Below are 22,053 nucleotides of genomic sequence, written 5' to 3'. Positions count from 1 at the left end.
GTCAGCGATCCTGTTAATTGTGATCTGGTTCCTCATGGACCCCATGTATCTGTTCGGCAGTCCCTCCGATGCAAGTCCGGAAGATCGCTTCTCTGCTCTCGATGCGGCATTGACGACTTGGGGATTCGGGCTAGTCGCATCGCTGGCGCTTGCGATCTTTTGGTACCCATCTGTTGAAGTGTCTGACCTCGCGATTACGATCCGGAATCCAGTTCGTACAATCCAGATACCGTTGGACGCGATCGATCGCATCGACGACGGCGAACGGTACGTCAAGGTCTACGCCAACGGCAAGGGCTACACATGCGCCGGCCTCGAGACGTCACTTGCGATGAAGATGTCGACACGCGATCGCAACTCCACGACGCGGGCCATGGCAGATCTCGAGGACCGGCCAGGCCAGCGATCAAGCACCGCTCAGATCACCCGGAACCTCCGAGCCCCGTCAACTATCGAGTTGGGGCTATTCATCGTCTGGGTCGCGGCTGGCGCTCTGGCGCTCCTCCGCTGACGAAGCACCGCTACTGAACCCAACGAGTAGGGGTGGCCCCCCAAAACCGTTGCTACAAGCACCAGCCGCCAGATTCAGGGATGCCCGGGCGGGGTTACGACGGGCCGCTCTTGGCCCGGGCTCGGCGGTCTTGCCGAAGATCGTCATGGCCCGGATGCAGTCGTCGAACAGCTGACGCGGCCCAAGGGACGAACGTCGGCCGCGTTGCCGCCTCATCGGTCCGTCATCCCTGCGCCTGAGGGTGTCGGTAAGGAACGTGTCACCAGCGGCAAACGAGCGCCGTCAGACTCCTGAAGCTGAGGCGTTGGTAAGAACGCTGTCACCAGCCGCAGGCGAGATCGTTAGGTTCGAGAACCCGGTACACGGTGGGGCGGGAGACTCTGAACAGTTCGGCGAGATCGGCGATGGTGTGGCTGCCGGCAGCGTGTAGCTGCACCAGGTGGGCCTGCTGGCGGGCGGTGAGCTTGGGTTGTTTGCCGCGCAGCTTGCCTTTGGCTTTGGCGATGGCATGCCCTCGCGGGTGCGGAGGCGGAGCAGGTCGACCTCGAACTCGGCGAAAGTGGCCAGGATATTGAAGAGCATCTTGCCCATCGGGTCGGCCGGGTCGTACGTCGTCGTGCCGAGGGCCAGCGCGATGCCGCGCTCGGCGAGGTCGTCGCCGATCGAGCGGGCGTCGGGCACGGACCGGGCGAGCCGATCGAGCTTGGGCACGACCAGGGTGTCGCCGGGCCGCGGCGCGGCGAACGGCTGGTCCAGGCCGGGGCGATTACGGCTGGTGCCGGTGAGGCCATGGTCGATGTAGATCCGGTCCGGCTCGACGCCGAGCTCAACGGGGGCTTGGTGTTGGGCGGTGAGGTCTTGCTTGTCGGTCGAGCAGCACGCGTAGCCGATCCGGATCCCAGTCATGCCCCATGACTGTACGGATAGCCCCCGACAGAGAGACAACTCATCGGACACCCTTACTGAGACCGCGGTTCACGCTCACCGCGGCGGCCTGGCCGTCCTGGTCGCGGCTGTCCGGTGAGGGTTCGCCAAACGGACACGAGCGCTACCGGGTCAAGGCCGGCATGGAGGACCGCCTACTCCCGACCCGGGACACCTTCGGGAGCTCCGGGGGTTCTTGTGTGGAGTCCTCGTCCGCGAGATGCGCAGGGGATGCTCGGGGATCTCGCGGACGAGCACTCCGTGAAACGAGCCCGGCCGGCAGGCGTTGAGGAGGTGCACCTGCGGGGAGGGGACCCGGGCTCGTTTGCTCAGGTGCTGGGATCGAGGACGATGATCTCCGCCGACGTCGACCGCCTGAGTTGCTCGTACTTCGACTCCTTGCGCTCCCAACAGCCGAGGTGCGCTCTCGACGGGACGATCACGGCTCGGGCCCCTAGGTCCACCACTGAGGTGAGCAATGCCTCGAAGGCCTGCGGATCTGTCGGGAGCTCCTCGACATGAACCGTGCCGAGCGAATAGCCGGCATGCGCAGCGGCCGTGGCAAGTCGTTGGTGCAGGAGCTCGAACTCTCGTTCCAGCATCCATGGATATCTTCGGACATAGGCTACGGCCAACGGCATTGTCAGGTGCCGTCGTCCATCCAGCGCCGGAACCTCGCGTTGATTGCGTCCCACCATCGCCTGAGGCGTGAGCGAAGCCGTGCCCAGCGCAGTTGGCCTTCCATTACGAGGGCTCACCGGACCGCACCGACGATGCCAGTGCCGGAGTCGTCCGGCTCGATCGTCACGCGCAGCCCCGAGAACCGCCGACCAAGCCCGACCGCCTGCATGGGTGCCGCGCGCTCGTGGGTCGTGTAGTCCACGATCGGGAAGCGGCCGAACCAGACACGAACTCGAACAGTCCGATCCGAGGCTTCCGTAGCCGTTGCTTCGTTCACCCTTTTCACTCTCCTGGATAACTGCATGGTGTTCGTCGGGTCCTCAAAGATTGGCCTGGACACCTAGGACGGCAGCACCCCGGAAATGGGACGTCTTAGGACTTCTTGTGTTAGCCTCTTGGGGACGACTAGGGACTTCTGGAGTCTCGATGAGGCAGGAGGTCCGGTGAACGACACGCTTCGGCGGGCGCTGTTCGAGGCGCAACTTTCGGAGGCCGACCTGGCGGCACGCCTCGGTGTCGACCCCAAGACCGCGCAGCGCTGGCTCGATGGCAGGTTGCCGTACGCGAGATATCGAGACCAGCTCGCTCGGCTGCTCGGCTTGGATGAAGGCGAGATCTGGCCCGAGGTTCGAGCGGCCGGGCGGTCGCTGCCTGCTGAGTTTGCTGCGGCCTACCCGCGGCGCGACCTGATCTCGCAGGAGGCATGGTTGTCGATGTTCGCCGGCGCTCAGTCCGAGATCAACGTGCTCGCTTACAGTGCAGGTTTCCTGGTGGGAGATGCTCGCTTCCTCGGAATCCTCGCTGACAAGGGTGACCAGGGGCAGAAGGTTGCGGTGGCGTTAGGAGATCCGGATCGCCTGGACCTCACCCGCGCGGGCTCTGAGGAGGACGACGAGGAGGCACTCTCAGACAGTATGGCCGCTTCGATCGATCGCATCCGACCACTCGTGGCATCCGAGCAAGTCCAACTGCGCGTGCACGATGTGCTCCTGTACAACTCGATCTATCGCGTCGACAACCAGGTCCTGGTCAATCAGCATCTGCACGGAATCGCATCGGCCCGCGCGCCCGTCTACCACCTGCTCAACGCGGACCAGGGCGAGATGTTCAACTTCTACCTGGCCAGCTTCGACCGGGTCTGGAGCGATGCAATGCCTGCAGTTCGATGAGGCTCGCGGTACGGCGGACGAGTAGAGACGTCCCAGATGTCCGGGAGGGGTCCTGTCCTGTCCCGCTGAGCCTGACGTAGCGTCGAGGATGTGATCAAACCTAACGACGCCCGGGACATCGCCAGGGACCTTCTCGAACAAGAGTTACCTCGTCGGTGGGTACACACTCGTGGAGTGGCGGCGCGGGCAAGGTCGCTCGCTGACATGTTTGGGGAGGAGGGCGATCTGATCCAGGTCGCGGCCTGGCTGCACGACATCGGCTATGCGCGGTCTGTGGCGTTGACCGGCTTCCACTCGCTGGACGGTGCCAGGTATCTGCGAGCTCTTCCTGAGGTGCCGGAGGTGGTCTGTCAGCTCGTCGCGCACCATACCGGCGCCGCGATCGAGGCTGACGAACGCGGCATGCCGGCGATATCGGGCGAGTTCGCCTCGCCTCCAGCCGACCTGTTGGATGCGCTGACGTACTGCGACTTGAGTACGGCGGTCGACGGCGTACCGACGAACGTGGACGACCGGCTCGCGGAGATTCTGCGCCGGTATCCGGCCGAGCATGTGGTCCATCGATCGATTCGACGGGCTGAGCCGCTGCTCCGGGGCGCGATCCGCAACGTTGAGGAGTTGATGGCGCGAGGGTGGTCAGTCGAAGTAGGGCGTTGAGGGCCGCTCGAGGTAGTGCTCGACACGTCGGCGCATGGAGCGGTCCATTTTGAGGTCGGCCAGCCGAGTTGGCTGGATCCAGTGCACCTCGGTGCTCTCACTGCTTGGCGTCGGCTCGCCGGCGACGAAGCGGCCGGTGAGCAGGATCGAGAACTCCTGCCGCGCTTCGCCGTTGCTGGTGTAGAGGATGATGTGCTTCGGATCGGTGTAGATCCCGACGACGCCGGTGATCTCACACTCGATCCCCGTCTCCTCTAGGGTCTCCCGGACGCCGGCCTGCGACATCGATTCACCGAGGTCGATGGCGCCGCCCGGCACCGCCCAGTTGTCGTTGTCGGAGCGACGGATCATCAGGATCTGCCCAGCCTCGTTCTCGACCACGACATTTACCGACGGAACCATGCTGTTCGCGGCGGGGGCTGTCGGGTCGTCGTAGTAGTCGATTCGGCGTGGCATCAGTTCTCCGATAGCGGTACGGCGGTGTCCCAGACTCGTTCGAAGCTTTCGAGGTAGACGCTGACGAATTCGCCGCCGGCCACCTTGCGCAGGTGCCAAACCGGTGCGTGAGAGGCGCTGGCTCCGTACACGTGGGAGTTCACGAGCAACTGGTCGTCGGCCCTGTAGATCGAGTTGTAGAGCACGGTCCGATGCATCCGGAACTCGATTCCCTCGACGTCGCGCAGTGGGTTGTACAGAACCAATGCGTTGCGGATCTTGGCTGCCATCGCGTCGCCGACACCTTCCTGCTCGCCTCGCTCTGCGATGTGCTGATCCCGCTGGTCGCCGACGAGAAACCGAACCCGAGCGCCGGCCTTTGCCTTCTTGCGGATGATCCGGTGCAGTCCGGCGTCCTCGGCCAGGAACAAGCCTGCGTAGACCAGTACGCCGATCTCTTCGTCAGCTGACTCGAACAGTCGCCGCCAGGCATCTCGCGGTACCTCGGACCGGTGGGGATACACGGCGATGACTTCGCTCGCTGACGCCGCAGTGACCTGGTCCTTGGTCAGTGCGTCCGGCCAGAGGTAGCCTTCGTCGACACCGAGCCGACTCGATACGGCGTACCGGTAGCGGCGGTAAGGCATGCGACCGTTGACCCAGCGCTCGACCGTCTTGATGTCGACGCCGAGGTCCGCCGCGAGAGTGAGGGCGGTCAAGCCGTTCTCGAGCATCGCGGCTCGCAGTCGCTCGTTGGCCATGCACATAACCTAAGACATCTTGGGACGTCTTGAGTGCAGGCAGGACGTCTCGGACGCGTCCGTTCCAGACCGCGCGCCGTCCTGACGCTTCATAGCACCCTCTGAGGATCGAATGGAGGAGGAAGCGATGAGGGGCCGCGTGAGGTACGTCTTCGAGATCGCCACCCGGCGAGACAACGGGGCGTGGCAGTTGGAGGCGGTCAGGACCGGACTCTTCAGCCGGAGACCGAAGGCGACGGCTCGGAGCATCGTCGAGCGGTGGATTCACGAGCAGCAAGGGCAGTTGCGGGGTGGCAGAGTCCTTATCCAGGGCCGCCACGGTCGGCTGCCGAGAGCTTTCGATGCCTTCGTGCGGGTACGGATTCTCGCTGGCGACGGGTCCGGTCGCCAACTTGCGGTGGCTTACATCGGAACCGACCGGGTGGATGCTTGCGCGCTTCCGGATTCGCAATTGACGTTGGTCGGGCAGGGCCGTGAGTGACCCTGAGCGAAAGCCGAACGTGCGACTGCGCCGGGCGCGAGGGGAGATGACTCAGGCAGAGCTGGCCGAGAGGGTGAACTCGGCGATTCTGAGGGCAACGGGAAGGCGAGGAGGAATCTCCTCGAAGTCTGTGTCGGACTGGGAGCGTGGCTGGTACTACTGGCCGTTCAGCGAGGTGCGGGCCGCGTTGCGCGAGGTTCTCGGTGCGGCGGATGACGCTGAGCTCGGTTTCGAGAATCGGCGGGCACGCGCCATCGATGAAGGCGGCGCCGGTCGGAGTGTCGCCTTGATGGACCTGGGACGCGACGTCGATGCGATTACGGCGGCCGTCGTGGATGTGCCGGGTGGGCGGTTCTTCCAAGGTGCTGAGTTGGCCGCGGTGGTAGCACCCTCAGTCCCCGTCGACGGCGGCGTCGTACTTGAACGTTCGTCCGATCTCATGGCGATCCTCGGGCGGCCTCATCGCCGTACGTTGCTGATCACTCCGACTCTCACCGATGAGGGACAGGCCGTGCACATCGCGGATGGCCGGGAGTTTGCGGCCGGTGCGATCCGAGGTTCGGAACCGCATCGAGTGCCGCGTGCATACCGGCTGGATGACTTGACGACCGCGGTGGTGTGGGCTGTGACGAACACGGATTCGGCGATCTTGGCCGATGACAGTGCTCTGGACTCGTACCAGCGGTCGTTGGCGCACTATGAGGAGCGGTCGGCTTCGTCGGCGACGCTGAGCGAGGTGCCGAAGCTGAACGACGTGTCGCGGAGGTGGCTTGGATCGGATTTCTGCGCGCGCCACATCGTTCGGCACCTCCACAGGCTCACGACGAGCCCGTTCTTTTGGAGCCGGGAGCAGCGCGGCGAGGAAGCTGCTGCGTGGTTGCTGTGGACGCACAAGCTCAGCTATCTGCGGTACACGTCGAGGCGGTACACGGCGCTGCGCCGCGGCTTCTGCATCCCGGAATACGAGGTGCGTGCGTCGGCCAGGTACGAGCGCGTCCTGCTGCTGCTCGCCGTGGCGCTGATGGAGGCGGTCGGCATCGAGGCGCAGGTCAGTCCCGAGCCTGAGTTCGCAGAGATCGAGGGATTCGTGGTGGCCGACGATCTCATCGTGGCCAACTGGCTGCGCGGGACTGGTCTTTGGTACGTCGACACCGACGCGCCGTCATCGCGTTGGTCCACCTACCGCGACATTGCGAGTCATGCTGCGGCGAAGTCCGTCATCGCCCACCCAACCCCGTCCGGCCGGCTCCAGGCGATGGCCGCCTACCTCGACATCCCCTGGGGGTGGTTCGCCGGCCGCTGCCGCGAACTCGCCGCGGTCGGCGTCGACGGCCTCGCTCACCCACGCAGCCGCCTGCTGTCCAACGACGGCCTCATGACGGCACTCCGCTATGTTGCCAACCTCAACCAATCTCCGAATTCCTGAAGGAGCAGCCAGTGCAAGCAGCCGAGGTCACTCCCGGCCGAACCTTCGCCGTCCGCTTCGACCACGGCGAAGACTTCTACACCTCCCTCACCGACTTCTGCCGCACCCACGACATCCGCCAGGGCTTCATCCCCATGTTCATCGCCGGCTTCCGCGACGTCGAACTCGTCGGAACCTGTGAACGCCTCGAGAACCCCGAGGCCCCGGTCTGGAGCTCTGTCCACCTCGAGTACGTCGAGGCCCTGGGCGGCGGCACTCTCGCTTTCGACGACGCAACCAGTGAGCTCCGCCCTCACATCCACGTCTCAGTCGGCCTCAAGTCCCACTCTGCCAGCGGCTATACGAGCCATCTTCTGGGTGCGACCGTCCAATTCCTCACGGAGATGTACGTCGTGGAGATCGTCGACCCGAGGTGGACGCGTCCCAGGGACCCGGAACTCTTCGATGTCCCTCTCCTCAGATTCCTCGGCTGACCCGGGCACGGCGTCGTCAGCTGGCTCGGCTGGGCCGGACGCGGCCGCCAGTCTGACCCTGGAACCTGGATCCGGCCGAGCTCACAGCAGGTCGGGGTCTTCGAATGCCCGCTCAAGCGCTTCGGCGGCGGCTGGGTTTGCGGCTCGGCGCCCCAGGTAGACGTCTTGGGTGATGGAGACTTTGGATTGGCCGAGTTGGTCGGCGATCTGGCGGGCGGTGTGGCCGGCTTCATCGAGGGCGGTGGCGGTGGTTTTGCGGAGAGCATGGGAGCGGATCCAGGCGAGCTTGTCTGACTCGGCTGGTTGGGTGGCTGCGTCGATCTCGGCTTGGAGGGTTGGAGAGTCTTCGGGGGTGATGTTGTAGGTCGCGACGAGGGTCCGTACTAGTTGGTGGTCGACTTTGATGCGGCCGGTTTCGATGAGTTCGATTCTGGTTTGGGGCCAAGTGAGGACTTCGGCGACTTGTTTGCGGGTCATGCCGGTCTTGCGGCGGAGGGCGCGGAGGGTGAGGCCGAGGTCTCGGCGGGCGGTGCTGCCGACGGGGGAGAGGGCGGTGCGGATGGCACGGCGGCTGTTGGAAGGGTCGCGGAACCCGTCGAGGGTGTCGCCGAAGATGGGGTCGTCGAGGCGGATGCCGGCGGCGTGGCGGGCGCGGAGCATGGAGACAGCCCAGCGGGGCAGGCTGAGGACGCGCTCGCCGGCTCTTGACTTGGTGGTCTTGCGGAGTAGGCCTTCGCCGGGGATGCGGGCGATGGTGTGGGTGATCTCGACCGTCCCAGCCTCGAGCTCTACCTGATGCCAGAGGACGGCTAGGGCTTCGCCGATGCGGACGCCGGTGCCGAGCATGAAGGTGACGAGGTCGGGGAGGTCGGATTGGACGGCTCGTTCGTCGGCGGCGAGGCTCTTGCGGAGGAGGGTGACTTCCTCTGCGGTGAGTGCTCGGGGTGGGTTCTTGGGCTTGGCTTCGATGGCGTCGACTTCGCGGACCGGGTTGACGGAGATGGCCCCGTAGCGGACGGCGAGGCTCATGGCTCCGGACAGGATGGCGCGGCAGGTCTTGGCGGTGGGGGCGCCGGCTCGGGTTTTGATCTTGGTGAGGATGGTGTCGATGCGTGGGGTGTTGGCTTCGCCGATGCGGAGTTCGCCGAGGGCTGGTCGGATGTGGTTCTTGAGCGAGCGGCGGTAGGTGTCCAGAGAGGTGGGTGACCTCGTGCCGTCCGCGACCATTCCTTCGAACCTCTTCTCCCACAGATCGAGCAGGTGGTTGATCTTGTGCATCGCGGTCAGCTGACCGGACTGGTTCGTCCTGGCCCGGTCCTGGAGCTTCTGGAGCAGATTGCGCTCGGCAGCCGTCTTGGTGCCGCCGACGGCTGTCACCGGGCGGACGTAGCCGTCGTGGTCGCGGATCCTGGCCTTCGCCAGGTAGGTGACGGGCTTGCCCTTTACGTCGGTCTTCTCCACGCGAGTCGAGATTTTGCCCCAGGTTCCGATGGGCAGTGGTGGCCTGGACATGTCACGCCTCCAACCTGTGTGACGGTTGGAAGCTCAACGCTGGCCAAGGGCCGGAATCCGCGAATCCGACAACGATGCGAAACTCTGTGATGTGACACACAGTTACGATCAACTGAAGGCCGACGGGGCGCAGCGACTGACCACGCGGAGCCACGCGCGGGCGGCTCGGGGCGGCAAAGTGGTCAGTTTGTGGTTTGTTCCACATACACCAAAGCCCAGGACACGCTTGTGACCTGGGCTTATGTGCGCCGCCAGGGACTCGAACCCCGAACCCGCTGATTAAGAGTCAGCTGCTCTGCCAATTGAGCTAGCGGCGCCTGTGTTGTGTTGTGTCTTGCGGTCGAACGATGAGGATCGTAGCAGGGGTGGATGGGAGATGCGAAATCGGTTATCGGGTGAGCAGGGACATGGCGGCGTTGTGGCCGCCGATGCCGGAGACGGCGCCGCCGCGGCGGGCGCCGGAACCGCAGATCAGCAGGTTGGCGACGTCGGTCTCGGTGCCCCAGCGGCCCGCGTCGGCGTCGCCGGCGGCCCAGGGCCACTGCAGGTCGCCGTGGAAGATGTGGCCGCCGGGCATCCCGACCGACTCCTCGATGTCGTACGGCGTCTTGGCCTCGACGCACAGGTTGCCGTCGGGGTCCCGGGCGATGCAGTCCTCGAGCGGTTCGGCCAGGTACGACGCCAGCCCGGCCAGCACCCGCCGGGCGGCCTCCTCCCGGGCCGAATCGTTGTCGGAGGCAAACAACCGTGCCGGGAAGTGGACGCCGAACACGGTCAGCGTGTGGTGGCCGGAGGCAACCAGTGAGGGGGAGAGGATCGACGGGTCGGTCAGCGAGTGGCAGTACACCTCCGACGGCGGTACGGCGGGCAGCGCACCGGACGCAGCCGATCGGTAGGCGGACTCCAACTGGCTGTAGTCCTCGTCGATGTGGAAGGTGCCAGCGAACGCACGCCGCGGGTCGTCGCCCGACTTCAGCGCCGGCAGCCGGGACAGCAGCAGGTTGATCTTGAGCTGAGATCCCTCAGGCTTCGCACCGACCGGCCGGCCACGCAACGCGTCCAGCGTGGTCGGCGCGACGTTGGACAGCACGTACGAGCAGTCGACCGACCGCTCACCGTCCCCACCGAGCCAGGTCACCGACCCGCCGACGCCATCCGCTTCCACCGAGGTCACAGAGGCATTCGTCACGAGTACGGCGCCCGCCCGCCGAGCCGCGGCCGCCAAGGCGTCCGTGACCGCGCCCATCCCGCCCACCGGCACCCGCCACTCACCGGTGCCGTTGCCGATCAGGTGGTAGAGGAAGCACCGGTTCTGGATCAGCGACTCGTCGTGCAGACCCGCGAACGTGCCGATTACCGCGTCCGTCGCGACCACACCCCGCACGGTGTCGTCGGCGAACCGCCGCTCGATGGTCTCGCCGAGGGGACGCTCCATGATCTCGTCCCAGATCCCCGCGTCGACCCGGGATCGCAGCTCAGCCGCCGGCACCAACGGCTCGAGCAGCGTCGGCGCGATCACCTCGGCCAGCGACCCGACCGCGCCGTAGAACTCCGACCAGGCCGAGTACTCCGCGTCGCTCCCAGTCAGCGCCTCGAACGACGCCCGCGTGCCCGCACCCTCCGGACGCTCGACGAGCAGGCCGACGTCGCGGCCGGAGCGCCGTACCGGCGTGTACGACGCCACCGCGCGTGACCGGAGGTCCAGGGACAGGCCCAGGTCCGCGACGATCTTGTCCGGGAAGAGGCTGACCAGGTACGAGTACCGGGACAGACGGGCGTCCACCCCGGCGAACACCTGCTGGCTGACCGCGGCGCCGCCGGTGTGGCGCTGCTGCTCCAGCACCAGCGTGGACATGCCGGCCTGGGCCAGGTAGGCGGCGGCGACCAGCCCGTTGTGTCCGCCCCCGACGATCACGACGTCGTAGAAGTCTTTCATCCGACCGGCCAATCCAGCTTGTGGTACGCGGCGTCCCAGAACATCCATTCGTAGCGGCACGTCGTACTGAAGTGCTGATGACAACGCTCCCGCTCCGAGGCGCTCACGTCCAGACCGTCTGTCACCGCCAGCACGGACTCCACCACGGCGTCGAACTCGTCGGACCCGTATGTCTCGATCCACTGCCGGTACAGCGGGTCCGGCGACGACCGCTTCAGCAGCTCGCGGCCCACATCGCGGTAGATCCAGTAGCAAGGCAGTACGGCGGCCACGGCCTCGGCGTAGGTGCCCGTCGCGCACACGGCGGTCAGATAGGACATGTACGCCGTCGTCGTAGGACCGGACCCGGCTACGTCGACATCAGCCGAGGTGAGACCCAGAGAGCCGAGCAGGGACGCGTGCAGCTCCCGCTCGACCGCGATCGCGTTGGCCGCGTGCAGCGCGAACATGCTGACCGCGTCCTCGTCGACCGCGCGGCCGGCGACCAGGGTCAGCGCCCGCGAGTACGAGCGCAGATAGTGACTGTCCTGAACGATGAAGTAGCGGAACGCGTCGTGGTCCAGCGTGCCGTCGGTCAGCCCGGTGATGAACGGATGCCGGACGATCTCGTCGTACACGGCCGCCCCACCGCGGTCCCAGAGCTCGGTGGAAAACGTCATCCCAACTCCCTCGCCGTCGACTGCGACGACCTTATCCACAACGCGGCACGACAGCACGAGACGAAAGTCACTCGCTCGCTCTACCCTGGCGCCATGACCATCCAGGGGGAGCGGGTTGAAGCGACGGCCGGGATGCCGCCCGACACCCCCTTGCTGCGCCGGATCCGGGCCTCGGTGATCGGCGACGACCAGGTCATGTACGGGCCGTACGGTCCGCGCCGGGTGACGTACGCCGACTACACCGCCTCGGGGCGCGCGCTCACCTTCCTCGAGGACTTCATCCGCGCCGAGGTGCTGCCGCGCTACGCGAACACCCACACCGAGTCCAGCGGGACCGGTCTGCAGACCACCCGGCTGCGCGAGGACGCTCGCCGGATCATCCGCGACAGCGTCGGCGGCGACGACGAGACCGCGGTGATCTTCTGCGGGTCCGGCGCGACCGGCGCGATCGACAAGCTGATCGGGATCCTGGGCCTGCGGATCCCGGCCGAGCTCGACGACACCTACCACTTCACCGACCAGATCCCGCCGGAGCAGCGCCCGGTCGTGTTCATCGGGCCGTACGAGCACCACTCCAACGAGCTGCCGTGGCGCGAGTCGATCGCCGACGTGGTGGTGATCAGCCAGGACCACGACGGCCACATCGACATCGACCAACTCGAGTCGCGGCTGGCGCAGTACGCGGACCGCCCGCTCAAGATCGGCTCGTTCTCCGCGGCCAGCAACGTCACCGGGATCGTCAGCGACACCCGTCGCGTGTCGGCGCTGCTGCACCGGTACGGCGCTTTGTCGTTCTGGGACTGTGCGGCGGCGGCGCCGTACGTGGAGATCGGCATGTACGGCGAGGACCCGCTGGAGTACAAGGACGCGATCTTCCTGAGTCCGCACAAACTGATCGGCGGTCCCGGGACTCCCGGCGTACTGGTGGCTCGTCGGGAGTTGCTCCGCAATCGGGTGCCTGACGTGCCGGGCGGTGGGACGGTCGCGTACGTGAACCCGCTGGAGCACCGCTACCTCGAGGACCCGGTGCACCGGGAGGAGGGCGGGACACCGGCAATCATCGGGTCGATCCGCGCCGGGCTGGCGTTCCAGCTCAAGCAGGCGGTCGGGATCGACGTGATCCGCGCGCACGAGGACGCGTACCTGCGGCGCGCGGTCGAGGCGTGGCAGCAGGAGCCGAGCATCCAGATCCTCGGCAACCTGGACGCCGAGCGGTTGTCGATCGTGTCGTTCGTGGTCAAGGCGCCGTCCGGGCGGTATCTGCACCACAACTTCGTCGTCGCGCTGCTGAACGACCTGTTCGGGATCCAGTCGCGCGGCGGGTGCTCGTGCGCGGGTCCGTACGGGCACACGCTGCTCGGGATCGACCTCGAGCGGTCGCACGAGTTCGCCGCGGAGATCCTGCACGGCTGCGAAGGGATCAAGCCGGGCTGGGTGCGGGTCAACTTCAACTACTTCATCTCCGAGGCCGTTTTCACGTACGTCGTGGAGGCGGTGAAACTGGTCGCCCGCGACGGGTGGCGGCTGCTCGGTGACTATCGGTTCGACCCTACGAACGGCCTGTGGCGCCACCACCGCGGTCCGGTCGAGCCACCGATGCGGCTGTCCCAGGTCGGGTACGACGCCGACGGCACCCTCCGCTACCCGCACCACGACCACACCGCCCCCGAGTCAGCCCTCGAGGACTACCTGGCCGAGGCCCGCAGTCTCCTCTCGACCTGCCAAGGCACTCCCGACCACGAAGGCCACGTCAACGCCGACTTCGACCATCTCCGCTGGTTCGACCTCCCGTCCCGCTGCCTGACCGCCCGCCCACCCCTCCAGACCTGAGGGCTTCGGGGGAGCTGCCTAAGGACCTGGGGCGATCAGGTGTGGGCAGATGCCCGATGTGGTGCGGGGGCCTGCGCGGCGACTGTGGTGAGGCAAGCAATCTCACCGCAAGGAGTTGGCCATGAAGCACCCGCTTTCCATCCTCGCCGCGCTCGCGTTCGCAGCCGGCACCACAACGCTCGGCGCGACCACGGCATCGGCGATGCCCCCGGACGAGCCGAGCCCGCCGATCACCGAGACCGTCCCGCCGGGTCCGCCGAACTACCCCGAGTACCCGCCCGTCGCGCCCGCCCCACCCGACACCTCCACGGTCATCTCGGTCGACGGCACCGCCACCGAGGTCCTCGAAGCAGGCGCCGCAGCACTCGGCGGCGCCGCAGTCGCCATCGCCGGCGTGTGGCTCTTCCAGCGTCGCCGAGTCCACACCGCGTGACCAGTAGCCGTACCTGCCAACTCGGAGGTACGGCTACACCAATGTCCTGGGGTTGGCGCATGATGAGGATGTGGCCACCAAGCTGGTGGGTCGAGGGGACGAGGCGGGGTTTCTCAGGGGGTTGACTGCGGCACTGCCGACCACCTCGACTGCTGTGATCGTCCGGGGCGAGGCGGGCATCGGCAAGACGTTGCTCGTCGAAACCGTGCTCGATGGCCGGCCGGACGACGGTCCGCGGGTCCTGCGGGGGTGTTGCGCGCCGATGGCGGGAGCCGCGGCGTACAGCGGCTTGGACATGGCGCTCGGCACTGTGCTCAACGCGGGGGTGGCGAGCGGGGACTTCCCGTCACCGGCTGCGGGTCGGGCGCGGGCGCTCGAGGCACTGCGGCAGGGGCTCGATGACGGGCCGCCGAGTGGCACCGTGCTCCTGGTCGAGGACGTGCATTGGGCGGACTGGTCGACGCTCGACTTTCTCGCCTACCTGACCCGCAACCTGCCGGTGAGCGGACTGCTTGTCCTCCTGACCTGGCGGGACGAGGAGACCGAGGCCGATCGGGAGGCGTGGCTTGCCGAGCTGTTGCGCAGCCCTCGGCTCACCGACCTGCAGCTGCGACGGCTTACTGCTGCCGAGACCGCGCTGCAGGTGCGAACCCTGCAGCCGGATTCAACGCCGGAGGAGGCGGACCGGATCCATCGGCGCAGCGTCGGGAACCCTTACCTGACGGCTGAGTTGGCAAAGGCCGGCCAGCAAGTTGTGCCCGCCTCGCTCCGACGCATGCTGCTCGGCCGCTTGCAGCTGCTGTCGCCCGGCGTACGCATGCTCGTTGCCGCGACCGGGACGCTGGCCCGCCCTCTCACCGACGGCGAACTGCTGGCTGTGGCCGGCGGGGACGGTGACCTCATCTATGCCGGCTGCGAGTCCGGCGTGCTGATCCGGGATCCCATCGACGGCACGACCGTGAGACATCCGGTGCTCGCCGAGGTCGCTTACGAGAATCTCCTGCCACCGGAGCGCCGACAGGTCCACGCGCGCCTCGCGCGCCACCTCGAGGCGCACCTGTCCGCGAGCCCATCGGCCGTGGCCGAAGTAGCCGAACAGTACCGGCGTGCCGACGACCCGACAGCGACTCTGCACTGGTCGATCAAGGCGGCGCGCGCGGCAGAGTCCCAGTTCGCACTCACCGAGGCAGGTCATTGGTACGCCGTCGCCGCATCAGCAACTGAGTCGAGCGACAGCCCGGACTTACCGAGCAAGCTGGACCTCGCGCAGTCAGCAGCCTCTTACCTCGGCAGCGCAGGTCAGCAGAGCGCGGCGATCGCCGTACTCGACGAGGCACTGGCCGGGCGCGACGACAGTCCGGAGCTTGTGCCCGCCTTGCTGAGCAGAAGCTGGCTGCGTATGCACGTCGGTAACTCCGACGATGCGCTTCTCGACGTGGAGCGGGCCAGGCGACTGGTTCCGGCCACAGACGAGTTGCTCCTCGGCTCGACCCTGGCGCGACATGGCCTGTTGCTGCTGGCGTTCTCGCGTGAGGCCGAGGCACGCGAGCTGGCCACAGCTGCACTCGAGTCGGCCCTTCGGTCGGGCGACCTTCGGACGGAGGGCCTGGCCCAGACCACGCTCGGCATCACCGGGACTTCGCTAGGCCGGTTCGACGAGGCGCTCGAGGAGCTGCGAGCCGCGATGTCGATCGCGAGGCAGGTAGCAGAACCGGATGACATCGCCTCCGCAGGTCTCGGTCTGTCGTACGCGTACGGCATGCAGCACAAGGTCGATGAGGTGATCGACGCCGTGCGGCTGACGCAGCGAGAGCTGCGGAAGCTCATGTCCGGACGGCATTGGTTCGAGGACATGATGGAGTCCAATGTCGTCGAGGACCTTTACCAGTTCGGCCGCTGGGACGAGGCGCTGAGCTACGAACGACCGGCAGCCACCTCCGAGCTGCCGATTCTGGAGGGGTCGCTCGCGCGCATCCGGGTCGCTCGCGGTGAGCTGCGGTCGGCGGCTCGGCTACAGCACCAGGCGGTCGTCACGGATCGGGACGACTTCCCGATGTTCAAGCTGGCGTACGCCGAGCCTCAGTCGGAACTGCTCCTGCAGCAGGGCCAGTGGGGCGAGGCACTCGCGCTCGCGCTCGCTGCAGCCGACGTCGTTCACGGCACGGATGAGGAGGCACAGGCGCATGGCCTTCTGCTTGCCGGTCTCGAGGCCGCGGTCGCGGAACACGCGCCTGAGGACTTCGAGCGGCTGGTGGGTCAGCTCGGTGGTGCCGTCGCCGGACCCGCGGCGGACGCGGTCAGCGCCATGATTGAGGCTGAGCGATCCCGCGTTCGTGGGCCTTCCGATCCGGAGCGGTGGTTGGCTGCGGTGCGGGAATGGAATGCGCTCGGGCATCCGTATCCGGAGGCGAGGGCTCGCCTGCGTGCGGCAGAGGCGTTGCTTGGCCAGCCGCGGGTGGCCGGCGCTCGTCCACAGGCTGCGCGTGAGCTGGAAACCGCGAGGTCCATGGCGGAGTCCCTCGGTGCTGCGCCGCTGTGCGAACGGATCGACGAACTGGCCAAACTGGCGCGGATCCAGCTTGGCGACGCCGCGACCGAGCGCGGCGCCGAGCAAACCAAGGCGAACGAGGACTACGGACTGACCGATCGCGAACGGGACGTGCTCGTGCTGCTCGCCGAAGGCAAGACGAACCGCGAGATCGGCGCGGCGCTCTACATGAGCCCGAAGACGGCGAGCGTCCATGTCACCCACATCCTCGCCAAGCTCAGCGCCCGCAGCCGGGTCCAGGCTGCCGCGATCGCAGTGCAGTTGGGCCTCACGGGGTCGAAGCCCGACGGCTAAGGATGTCTCCGCTCACGAGTAAGCACCTGCCGAGATAAGTCCGGGTGGGTCGCCAGATTCGCGGACCGATGGCTTAGCAGCACGGTGGAAGTGCACCCGGCGACCGGCCGGGCCGAGCCCCGGAGGCCATCGTGAACACCATCCTCGAAGCCGAGCGAACCATGCACCCGGCACCAGGCGCCCGTCGACTCGCGACGCCGCCTTTGAACACTCTGGTGGCCGGCCGCTGCCGGGTCCGCATTTGGTACGGCGGGACCCCGATCAGCGATTTCATCGCGGACCACGATCTCGCGGAACGCTACTCAGCCGCGATGATCCGGCGACTCGTCGACGTACGCATCACCACAACCCCTGCCTGACCGGTTTCTGGATGTCTGACGGGTTCTAGCGCAGGTGGTGCTCAAGCCAGTGGGCGGTGGCGAGTGCCTGGTTGTTGTCTTTGGCAATGACTTGCAGGCCGACGGGGAGGCCTGGGGTGGGGAGGGGGATGGTGATTGCGGGGTGTCTGGTGAGGTTGGCCAGGCGGGTGTTCTTGAGGAGTTGGGTGCGTACGGCGACGGAGCCGGATGGGGTGTCGACGGCGTCGAGGGGCGGGGCGGTGGTGAGGACTGTGGGGGTCAGGATCGCGTCGACGTCTTGGAGCAGGGCGTCCAGGGTGGCGGTGATTTCGGTGGCCTTGGTGCGGGCGGCGTCGTAGCGGGAACGGGGCACGGCTGCGGCTTCGCGGAGGCGTTCCTGGACGTCTGGCTGGTAGTGGGTGGTGTCGCGACCGGCATGGTTGGCCGCGGCTTCCGGGCCCTGGAGATCGGCGGCGGTCCGGAAGCTTTCGGACCAGTCGGGGAGGTGGACGTCGATTGTCGACAATCGGCTGATCGCGTCGGACCAGGCGGCGCCGACCTCAGGTGTGTAGTCCAGGTACTCCTCGTTCACCGCAACACCCAGCCGCCCGGGTTCCTGCTCGGCGCCCTGAGGTCGTCCGGTCAGAGCAGCGATGGCGTAGGCGGCGTCGGCGACGGTTGGGGTGAGTACGCCGACGTGGTCGAGGCTGATCGCGAGCGGGAACACCCTGTCGACGGGCAACGTGCCGTACGCGGGCTTGAAGCCGACCACGCCACACAGTGCGGCCGGGATGCGGACCGAGCCGGCGGTGTCCGTGCCGAGAGCCAACGGAACGATGCCCGCGGCAACCGCCGCGCCCGCGCCGGAGCTCGACCCACCCGTCATCCGGCTCGGGTCGTGCGGATTGCGGCACGGCCCGACGCGATTCGACGTACCGGTGCAGCCGTAAGCGAACTCGTGGGTGTGGCTCAGCCCGATGACGATCGCCCCAGCCGACCGCAGCCGAGCCACCACCTCGGCATCCCGCCGACCGACCTCGTCCATCCCGGCCGACCCACACCGGAACGGCAGCCCCTCGACCTCGATGATCTCCTTCACCAGCACGGGTACGGCGGCCAGCGCCCCCGATCGCGGATGGTCAGCAGCCGCCTTGCGTGCACCTGCTGCGTCAAGGTGCACCACAGCGTTCAGGTGCTGACTCGCCTCGGCACGCTGAAGCGCCTCCTCAACCAGTACGACGGGATCCAGCCGACCGGCCCGTACTCCGTCAGCGAGCTCCTCGATCATGCGTCGACCCGATGATCGGCTGCCAGCGACTCCGCGAGCTCGAGCGTCGCGTCGTCCAGTGCGGCCGGACTCGGTGCGCCGTACGCAGCAAGTAGCTGACGCTGGACGGTGTCGACGGTCAGGCCGGGCACCTCGGTCGAGAGTGAGCCGACCGACGCTGGGTCGAACGGCAACTCCAGATGCCGGTAGACCTCCGTCAGCACGTCCCGCAGCCGCGCGTCGTCACCCACCACAACCAGTGCGCTGAACAGCCAACCGTTGCGTACGACGCGCTGCCCAGTGCCGACCAGCTTCACCACACCCCGCGCATTGATGCTGTGCGGACCGGGACAGTACTCACCAGGCACCGCCCCCACCCGCGCGTCGATCCCGAGGGCTTGCAGTACGTCGGCGTACAGCAGGCCGTACTCCTTGAATCGGGTCTCCAGGCCGTCCGGCGCCAGCGGCTCATACCTGACGTGGTCCACCACCAGCGCCTCGGTCGTGTAGGCCACCGGCCGGCCACCCACCGCCCGCACCAGCGGCACGAACCCAGCGGCCCGAGCAGCCTGCGTAGCCGCCCCGAACCCCGGCAGCCTGGTGTCCCGCCGCCCGAACACCACCACCGGCGACGCAGGTCGGTAGACTCGCAGCGCCTCCATCACCTCACCGGCCGACACCCGCCGTACGAGCGCATGCCCCACCGCCAACTCAACAGCCGCGTCGTCGACCCCGCCACCGATCACCAGCACCCAGCCATCGTGTCACGCCCGCCGTGGAAAGCTGTGGGCCATGGTGCTCGGAGTCGATGCCTGCAAGAAGGGGTGGATCGGGGTCTCGGGGGACCTGCGCGGCTACTTCGGCCGCACGATCGACCTGGTGGTCGCGGCCGCTGAGCAGGACGGGGTCCTGGAGGTGGTCGGGATCGACATCCCGGTCGGCATGCCGGCGACCGGAGTGCGCCAGGCTGACGTGCTGGCTCGGCGGATGGTCGGGCGGCGGGCGTCGTCGGTGTTCTCGACGCCCGTGCGAGACGCGGTCGCGGCAGCCACCTACGCGGAGGCGCTAGAGGTCAGCCAGCGACTGACCGGCAAGGGCGTCAGCAGGCAGGCCTATGCGTTGGCGCAGCGGATCCTGGAGGTGGACGCCTGGGCGCCGACGGCGGGCTGTCCGGTAATCGAGGTGCATCCGGAACTGTGCTTCGCGACGATGGCAGGCCACCCGCTCGAGCATCCGAAGTCGACGTGGGCGGGCATCGAGGCGCGCAAGCGGCTGCTGGCGAGCGTTGGTCTGCCGATGCCCGCCGACGTCGGGGCGGCTGGTGAGTACGGAGCCGTCGACGACGTGCTCGACGCGGCTGCGGTGGCGTGGACGGCCGCGCGGTACGCCGAGGGGAAGGCGGTTGCCTATCCGGATCCTCCTGAGGTGCTCGGCGAGGGCGTCACCGCCGCGATCTGGGTCTAGCGGGCGCCCGCTTTACGCAGCTGGTCGGCGATCTCGTCGTACCCGCGGTTGGTGGCGTGCTGGAGTGGGGTGACGCCGTCGGCGTCGGCCAGGGACGGGTTGGCGCCGGCCGCGAGGAGGATGCCGACGATCTGCTGCCAGGGCTCGGTGCCCTTGCCGAGGATGATGGCCTCCAGCAGGGCGGTCCAGCCGAGGTTGTTGACGTGGTTGACGTTGATCGGGGTCTGGACCACGCGGCGGACGTAGTCGACGTGGCCGCGTTCGCTGGCCGGGATGACGGAGATGCCGCCGTACCGGTTGCGCAAGGTGAGGTCGGGGTCCGCCGGGAGCAGGGTCTCCAGCATGGCGACGCTGCCGGTGACGCCGGTGACGAGCCAGGCGGAGTCCTGCCGGTCGTCCTGCGCGTCAGGGTCTGCGCCGAGCGTGACCAGTAGTCGGGCGACGTCGACCCGGTCGTGGAGGGACGCGAGCAGCAGCGCCGTACGGCGGTGTCCGTCGCGGGACTCCAGCGCTGCGCCGGCCCCGAGAGCGGCTGCTACCCGGTTGGCGTCACCTGCTTCGGCTGCTGCGAGCACTGCATCCGTGGCGTCGTCGCGAGCCGGGGGCTTGGTGCTCAAAGCATCGGCAACGGCACCAGTGGCAGCCGGGACCGGAGTGGTCCCGGGCGGGTTGCGGTCTGCGCCGGCAGCGATGAGCAGGCGGACGGTGTCGACGTACCGCGGGCTGCCGTCGCCCAGCTGCACCGCCTCGTGCAGAGCGGTCCAGTTGAGGCGGTTGACGTGGTCGACGGCGATGCCGGCGCGGAGCAGGCGGCCGACGATGGCGGCGTGTCCACGCTCGGCGGCGCGGATGAGCGCCGTACCGCGGTAGCTGTCCAGGCTGCGCACGTCGGCGCCGTGCTGCAGCGTCAGCTCGAGCAGCTCGAGGTAGCCCTCGCTGGCGGCGATCAGGAAGGCGCTCTGCACGGTGTTATCGACCGCGTTCACATCGGCGCCGGCTGCGATCAGGCGACCTGCCGCGGGTACGTCGTTCTTCCACGCGGCGTCGATGAGTTGCTGGTCAAGTGATCTCACAGTGGACGTCCTCTGGGGCGGCGCTGTCGGCGTAGTCGGCGCGGGCGGCGGCTCGGTGGGGGAGCAGGCTGCCGCCGCCATCAGGACGGCGGCAGCCACGGCGACAACTCTGCTCATCAGCGTGGCGGGGTCAAGGCGACGACCTGGTACGGCGGTACGGCGACCTGCTCGTCGAACTTGCTGTCCACCATCAGCAGCCTGCCCTGAGCGAGCTTGGCCGTTGTGAACACCCGGGTCGGGTCGGTCGGGGTCGCCGAGACCAGTGTCGCCGTACGGCCGTCCTCCGACAGCTGCAGCGTGCTCAGCACCCGCGAGAAGTTCCGCACCACCCACAGGGCGTTGCCGTCTCGCACCAGACCGTCCGCGTTGACCAGGTCCGCCGTACCGGTGTCCACAGCAGTCACCTTGCCGCTGTGCAGGTCGAAGCGCCACAGCTTGCCGACGTTGCCCTGGGCGACGACCAGCGCACGCCGGTCCGGCGAGAGCACGATGCCGCCGAGGTTGAACCCGGTCTGCGTCGGGATCGTCGCAGTGGCGTCCACCCAGGTCCGCACGGTCCAGTCGCCGTGCCGCTCGGCCACGCGGAACACCTGCGGCGCGTTGGAGTTGGTGAAGTACGCCGCCCCGTCCGGCCCGATCACGACGTCGTTCAGGAACGCGTTCGGCACGCCGGTGCGCAGGGCAGCCAGCAGCCGACCCGACCCGTCGTACACCCACAGGTCGGGTGCGCCCGGGTGGTCGATGCCGTTCGGCCCACCGGCGACGTACATCCGGCCCTCCAAGTCAACGGTGACGCCACGAGCGGTCCAGCGGCCGTCAGTGCCGTCTCCGCGCAACCACTCCGTCGCGTCAGCGGAGCGCAGGTCCCCGCGGTGGATCTCACCGCCGGTCGTCTCCGACACGTAGAACCGCTGCGTGCGTGCGTCGTACCCGATGCCCTCGAACTTGGACCCGCCCGCGTCACCGGGCAGCTCGTAGCTGGCGGGCCGGGTGGACGCGAACGCAGCAGGAGCGCCGGCGCCGAGCAGTGCGGCGGACAGTGCTGCGGACAGGGCCAGCGTGCCGGACAGGGAGCGGACGGACATGAGTACCTCGCTTCGAGAAGGGGTGGATGTCTCCAGCCTGCTCGGTAGGCGGCCCGGGTACGACGGGCATTCGGGGACGAACGGATAGCCGAACGG

The 22,053-nt window shown here is 67.6% G+C and carries 22 protein-coding genes, 1 tRNA gene and 1 pseudogene; 10 read left to right on the top strand and 14 right to left on the bottom strand.

The window, feature by feature from the left end:
- Positions 1–19 precede the first annotated feature (19 nt).
- Positions 20–511, top strand: coding sequence for a hypothetical protein (locus tag ACIBL3_RS39155; protein WP_396359022.1), 492 nt, complete (start codon positions 20–22; stop codon positions 509–511).
- Between the two features lie 319 nt (positions 512–830).
- Here the strand turns inward: ACIBL3_RS39155 and ACIBL3_RS39150 are convergent, their stop codons facing one another.
- The 4 genes and pseudogenes from ACIBL3_RS39150 to ACIBL3_RS39135 form a co-directional block, all read right to left on the bottom strand.
- Entirely contained in the window at positions 831–947 is a 117-nt protein-coding gene (locus ACIBL3_RS39150) for a helix-turn-helix domain-containing protein (RefSeq protein WP_396359056.1), read from the bottom strand.
- A gap of 131 nt (positions 948–1,078) precedes the next feature.
- Positions 1,079–1,417 (bottom strand): annotated as a pseudogene (locus tag ACIBL3_RS39145) (recombinase family protein); the annotation flags it as partial.
- Between the two features lie 347 nt (positions 1,418–1,764).
- The gene (locus ACIBL3_RS39140; RefSeq protein ID WP_396359020.1) at positions 1,765–2,037 is read right to left on the bottom strand and encodes a hypothetical protein; all 273 of its coding nucleotides are present in this window, start codon (positions 2,035–2,037) and stop codon (positions 1,765–1,767) included.
- A 152-nt stretch (positions 2,038–2,189) separates the two neighbouring features.
- A complete protein-coding gene (locus ACIBL3_RS39135) occupies positions 2,190–2,393 on the bottom strand; it encodes a hypothetical protein (protein WP_396359018.1) in 204 nt (67 codons plus the stop codon).
- 166 nt (positions 2,394–2,559) lie between these two features.
- Here ACIBL3_RS39135 and ACIBL3_RS39130 point away from each other — a divergent pair, with 166 nt between their 5' ends.
- Together ACIBL3_RS39130 and ACIBL3_RS39125 are read left to right on the top strand one after the other, a co-directional pair.
- The gene (locus tag ACIBL3_RS39130) at positions 2,560–3,285 is read left to right on the top strand and encodes a multiprotein-bridging factor 1 family protein (RefSeq protein ID WP_396359017.1); all 726 of its coding nucleotides are present in this window, start codon (positions 2,560–2,562) and stop codon (positions 3,283–3,285) included.
- A gap of 90 nt (positions 3,286–3,375) precedes the next feature.
- Positions 3,376–3,942, top strand: coding sequence for an HD domain-containing protein (locus ACIBL3_RS39125; protein WP_396359016.1), 567 nt, complete (start codon positions 3,376–3,378; stop codon positions 3,940–3,942).
- Here ACIBL3_RS39125 and ACIBL3_RS39120 read toward each other — a convergent pair.
- Together ACIBL3_RS39120 and ACIBL3_RS39115 are read right to left on the bottom strand one after the other, a co-directional pair.
- Entirely contained in the window at positions 3,922–4,398 is a 477-nt protein-coding gene (locus ACIBL3_RS39120; protein ID WP_396359015.1) for an NUDIX hydrolase, read from the bottom strand. The two genes, ACIBL3_RS39125 and ACIBL3_RS39120, sit on opposite strands and share 21 nt — an antisense overlap.
- Positions 4,398–5,138: a helix-turn-helix domain-containing protein gene (locus ACIBL3_RS39115; protein ID WP_396359014.1), complete on the bottom strand. Its 741-nt coding sequence runs from the start codon at positions 5,136–5,138 to the stop codon at positions 4,398–4,400. The genes ACIBL3_RS39120 and ACIBL3_RS39115 overlap by 1 nt, the downstream gene beginning before the upstream one ends.
- Positions 5,139–5,749: 611 nt before the next feature.
- On the opposite strand from ACIBL3_RS39115, the gene ACIBL3_RS39110 reads away from it, so the two are divergent.
- Entirely contained in the window at positions 5,750–7,045 is a 1,296-nt protein-coding gene (locus ACIBL3_RS39110; RefSeq protein WP_396359013.1) for a hypothetical protein, read from the top strand.
- A gap of 11 nt (positions 7,046–7,056) precedes the next feature.
- Positions 7,057–7,518, top strand: coding sequence for a PPC domain-containing DNA-binding protein (locus ACIBL3_RS39105; RefSeq protein WP_396359012.1), 462 nt, complete (start codon positions 7,057–7,059; stop codon positions 7,516–7,518).
- Between the two features lie 81 nt (positions 7,519–7,599).
- On the opposite strand, the gene ACIBL3_RS39100 is transcribed toward ACIBL3_RS39105, so the two are convergent.
- From ACIBL3_RS39100 to tenA, 4 genes are all read right to left on the bottom strand, one after another.
- On the bottom strand, positions 7,600–9,030 hold the full coding sequence (locus ACIBL3_RS39100) for a helix-turn-helix domain-containing protein (protein ID WP_396359011.1): 1,431 nt from the start codon (positions 9,028–9,030) through the stop codon (positions 7,600–7,602).
- A gap of 244 nt (positions 9,031–9,274) precedes the next feature.
- Positions 9,275–9,347 (bottom strand) — tRNA-Lys (locus ACIBL3_RS39095).
- 71 nt (positions 9,348–9,418) lie between these two features.
- Complete coding sequence (locus tag ACIBL3_RS39090) at positions 9,419–10,966, bottom strand: phytoene desaturase family protein (RefSeq protein ID WP_396359010.1); 1,548 nt, start codon at positions 10,964–10,966, stop codon at positions 9,419–9,421.
- Entirely contained in the window at positions 10,963–11,625 is a 663-nt protein-coding gene (tenA, locus tag ACIBL3_RS39085; RefSeq protein ID WP_396359009.1) for a thiaminase II, read from the bottom strand. Before tenA ends, ACIBL3_RS39090 begins: the two co-directional genes overlap by 4 nt.
- 93 nt (positions 11,626–11,718) lie before the next feature.
- Between tenA and ACIBL3_RS39080 the strand changes: the two genes are divergently transcribed.
- From ACIBL3_RS39080 to ACIBL3_RS39065, 4 genes are all read left to right on the top strand, one after another.
- Positions 11,719–13,455 carry an aminotransferase class V-fold PLP-dependent enzyme gene (locus tag ACIBL3_RS39080; protein WP_396359008.1) on the top strand — a complete coding sequence of 579 codons (1,737 nt, stop codon included), beginning with the start codon at positions 11,719–11,721 and terminating at the stop codon, positions 13,453–13,455.
- Positions 13,456–13,576: 121 nt separating this feature from the next.
- Entirely contained in the window at positions 13,577–13,888 is a 312-nt protein-coding gene (locus ACIBL3_RS39075) for a hypothetical protein (protein WP_396359007.1), read from the top strand.
- 70 nt (positions 13,889–13,958) lie between these two features.
- Entirely contained in the window at positions 13,959–16,730 is a 2,772-nt protein-coding gene (locus ACIBL3_RS39070) for an ATP-binding protein (RefSeq protein WP_396359006.1), read from the top strand.
- 131 nt (positions 16,731–16,861) lie between these two features.
- Complete coding sequence (locus tag ACIBL3_RS39065; protein ID WP_396359005.1) at positions 16,862–17,089, top strand: hypothetical protein; 228 nt, start codon at positions 16,862–16,864, stop codon at positions 17,087–17,089.
- Between the two features lie 25 nt (positions 17,090–17,114).
- Here ACIBL3_RS39065 and ACIBL3_RS39060 read toward each other — a convergent pair whose 3' ends face one another.
- A complete protein-coding gene (locus ACIBL3_RS39060) occupies positions 17,115–18,356 on the bottom strand; it encodes an amidase (RefSeq protein WP_396359004.1) in 1,242 nt (413 codons plus the stop codon).
- On the bottom strand, positions 18,353–19,087 hold the full coding sequence (locus ACIBL3_RS39055; protein ID WP_396359003.1) for a biotin/lipoate A/B protein ligase family protein: 735 nt from the start codon (positions 19,085–19,087) through the stop codon (positions 18,353–18,355). Before ACIBL3_RS39055 ends, ACIBL3_RS39060 begins: the two co-directional genes overlap by 4 nt.
- 40 nt (positions 19,088–19,127) lie before the next feature.
- On the opposite strand from ACIBL3_RS39055, the gene ACIBL3_RS39050 reads away from it, so the two are divergent.
- Entirely contained in the window at positions 19,128–19,799 is a 672-nt protein-coding gene (locus ACIBL3_RS39050) for a DUF429 domain-containing protein (RefSeq protein ID WP_396359002.1), read from the top strand.
- Here the strand turns inward: ACIBL3_RS39050 and ACIBL3_RS39045 are convergent.
- Both ACIBL3_RS39045 and ACIBL3_RS39040 read right to left on the bottom strand, forming a co-directional pair.
- Positions 19,796–20,872: an ankyrin repeat domain-containing protein gene (locus tag ACIBL3_RS39045; RefSeq protein WP_396359001.1), complete on the bottom strand. Its 1,077-nt coding sequence runs from the start codon at positions 20,870–20,872 to the stop codon at positions 19,796–19,798. The genes ACIBL3_RS39050 and ACIBL3_RS39045 overlap by 4 nt on opposite strands.
- Positions 20,873–20,988: 116 nt before the next feature.
- Complete coding sequence (locus ACIBL3_RS39040) at positions 20,989–21,957, bottom strand: SMP-30/gluconolactonase/LRE family protein (RefSeq protein ID WP_396359000.1); 969 nt, start codon at positions 21,955–21,957, stop codon at positions 20,989–20,991.
- Between the last annotated feature and the right edge of the window lie 96 nt (positions 21,958–22,053).

It is taken from the genome of Kribbella sp. NPDC050124 (assembly GCF_044460355.1).
GTDB lineage: Bacteria > Actinomycetota > Actinomycetes > Propionibacteriales > Kribbellaceae > Kribbella.
The sequence above is the reverse complement of the archived record's forward strand: the minus strand, read 5'-3'. Positions and strand labels throughout refer to the sequence as shown.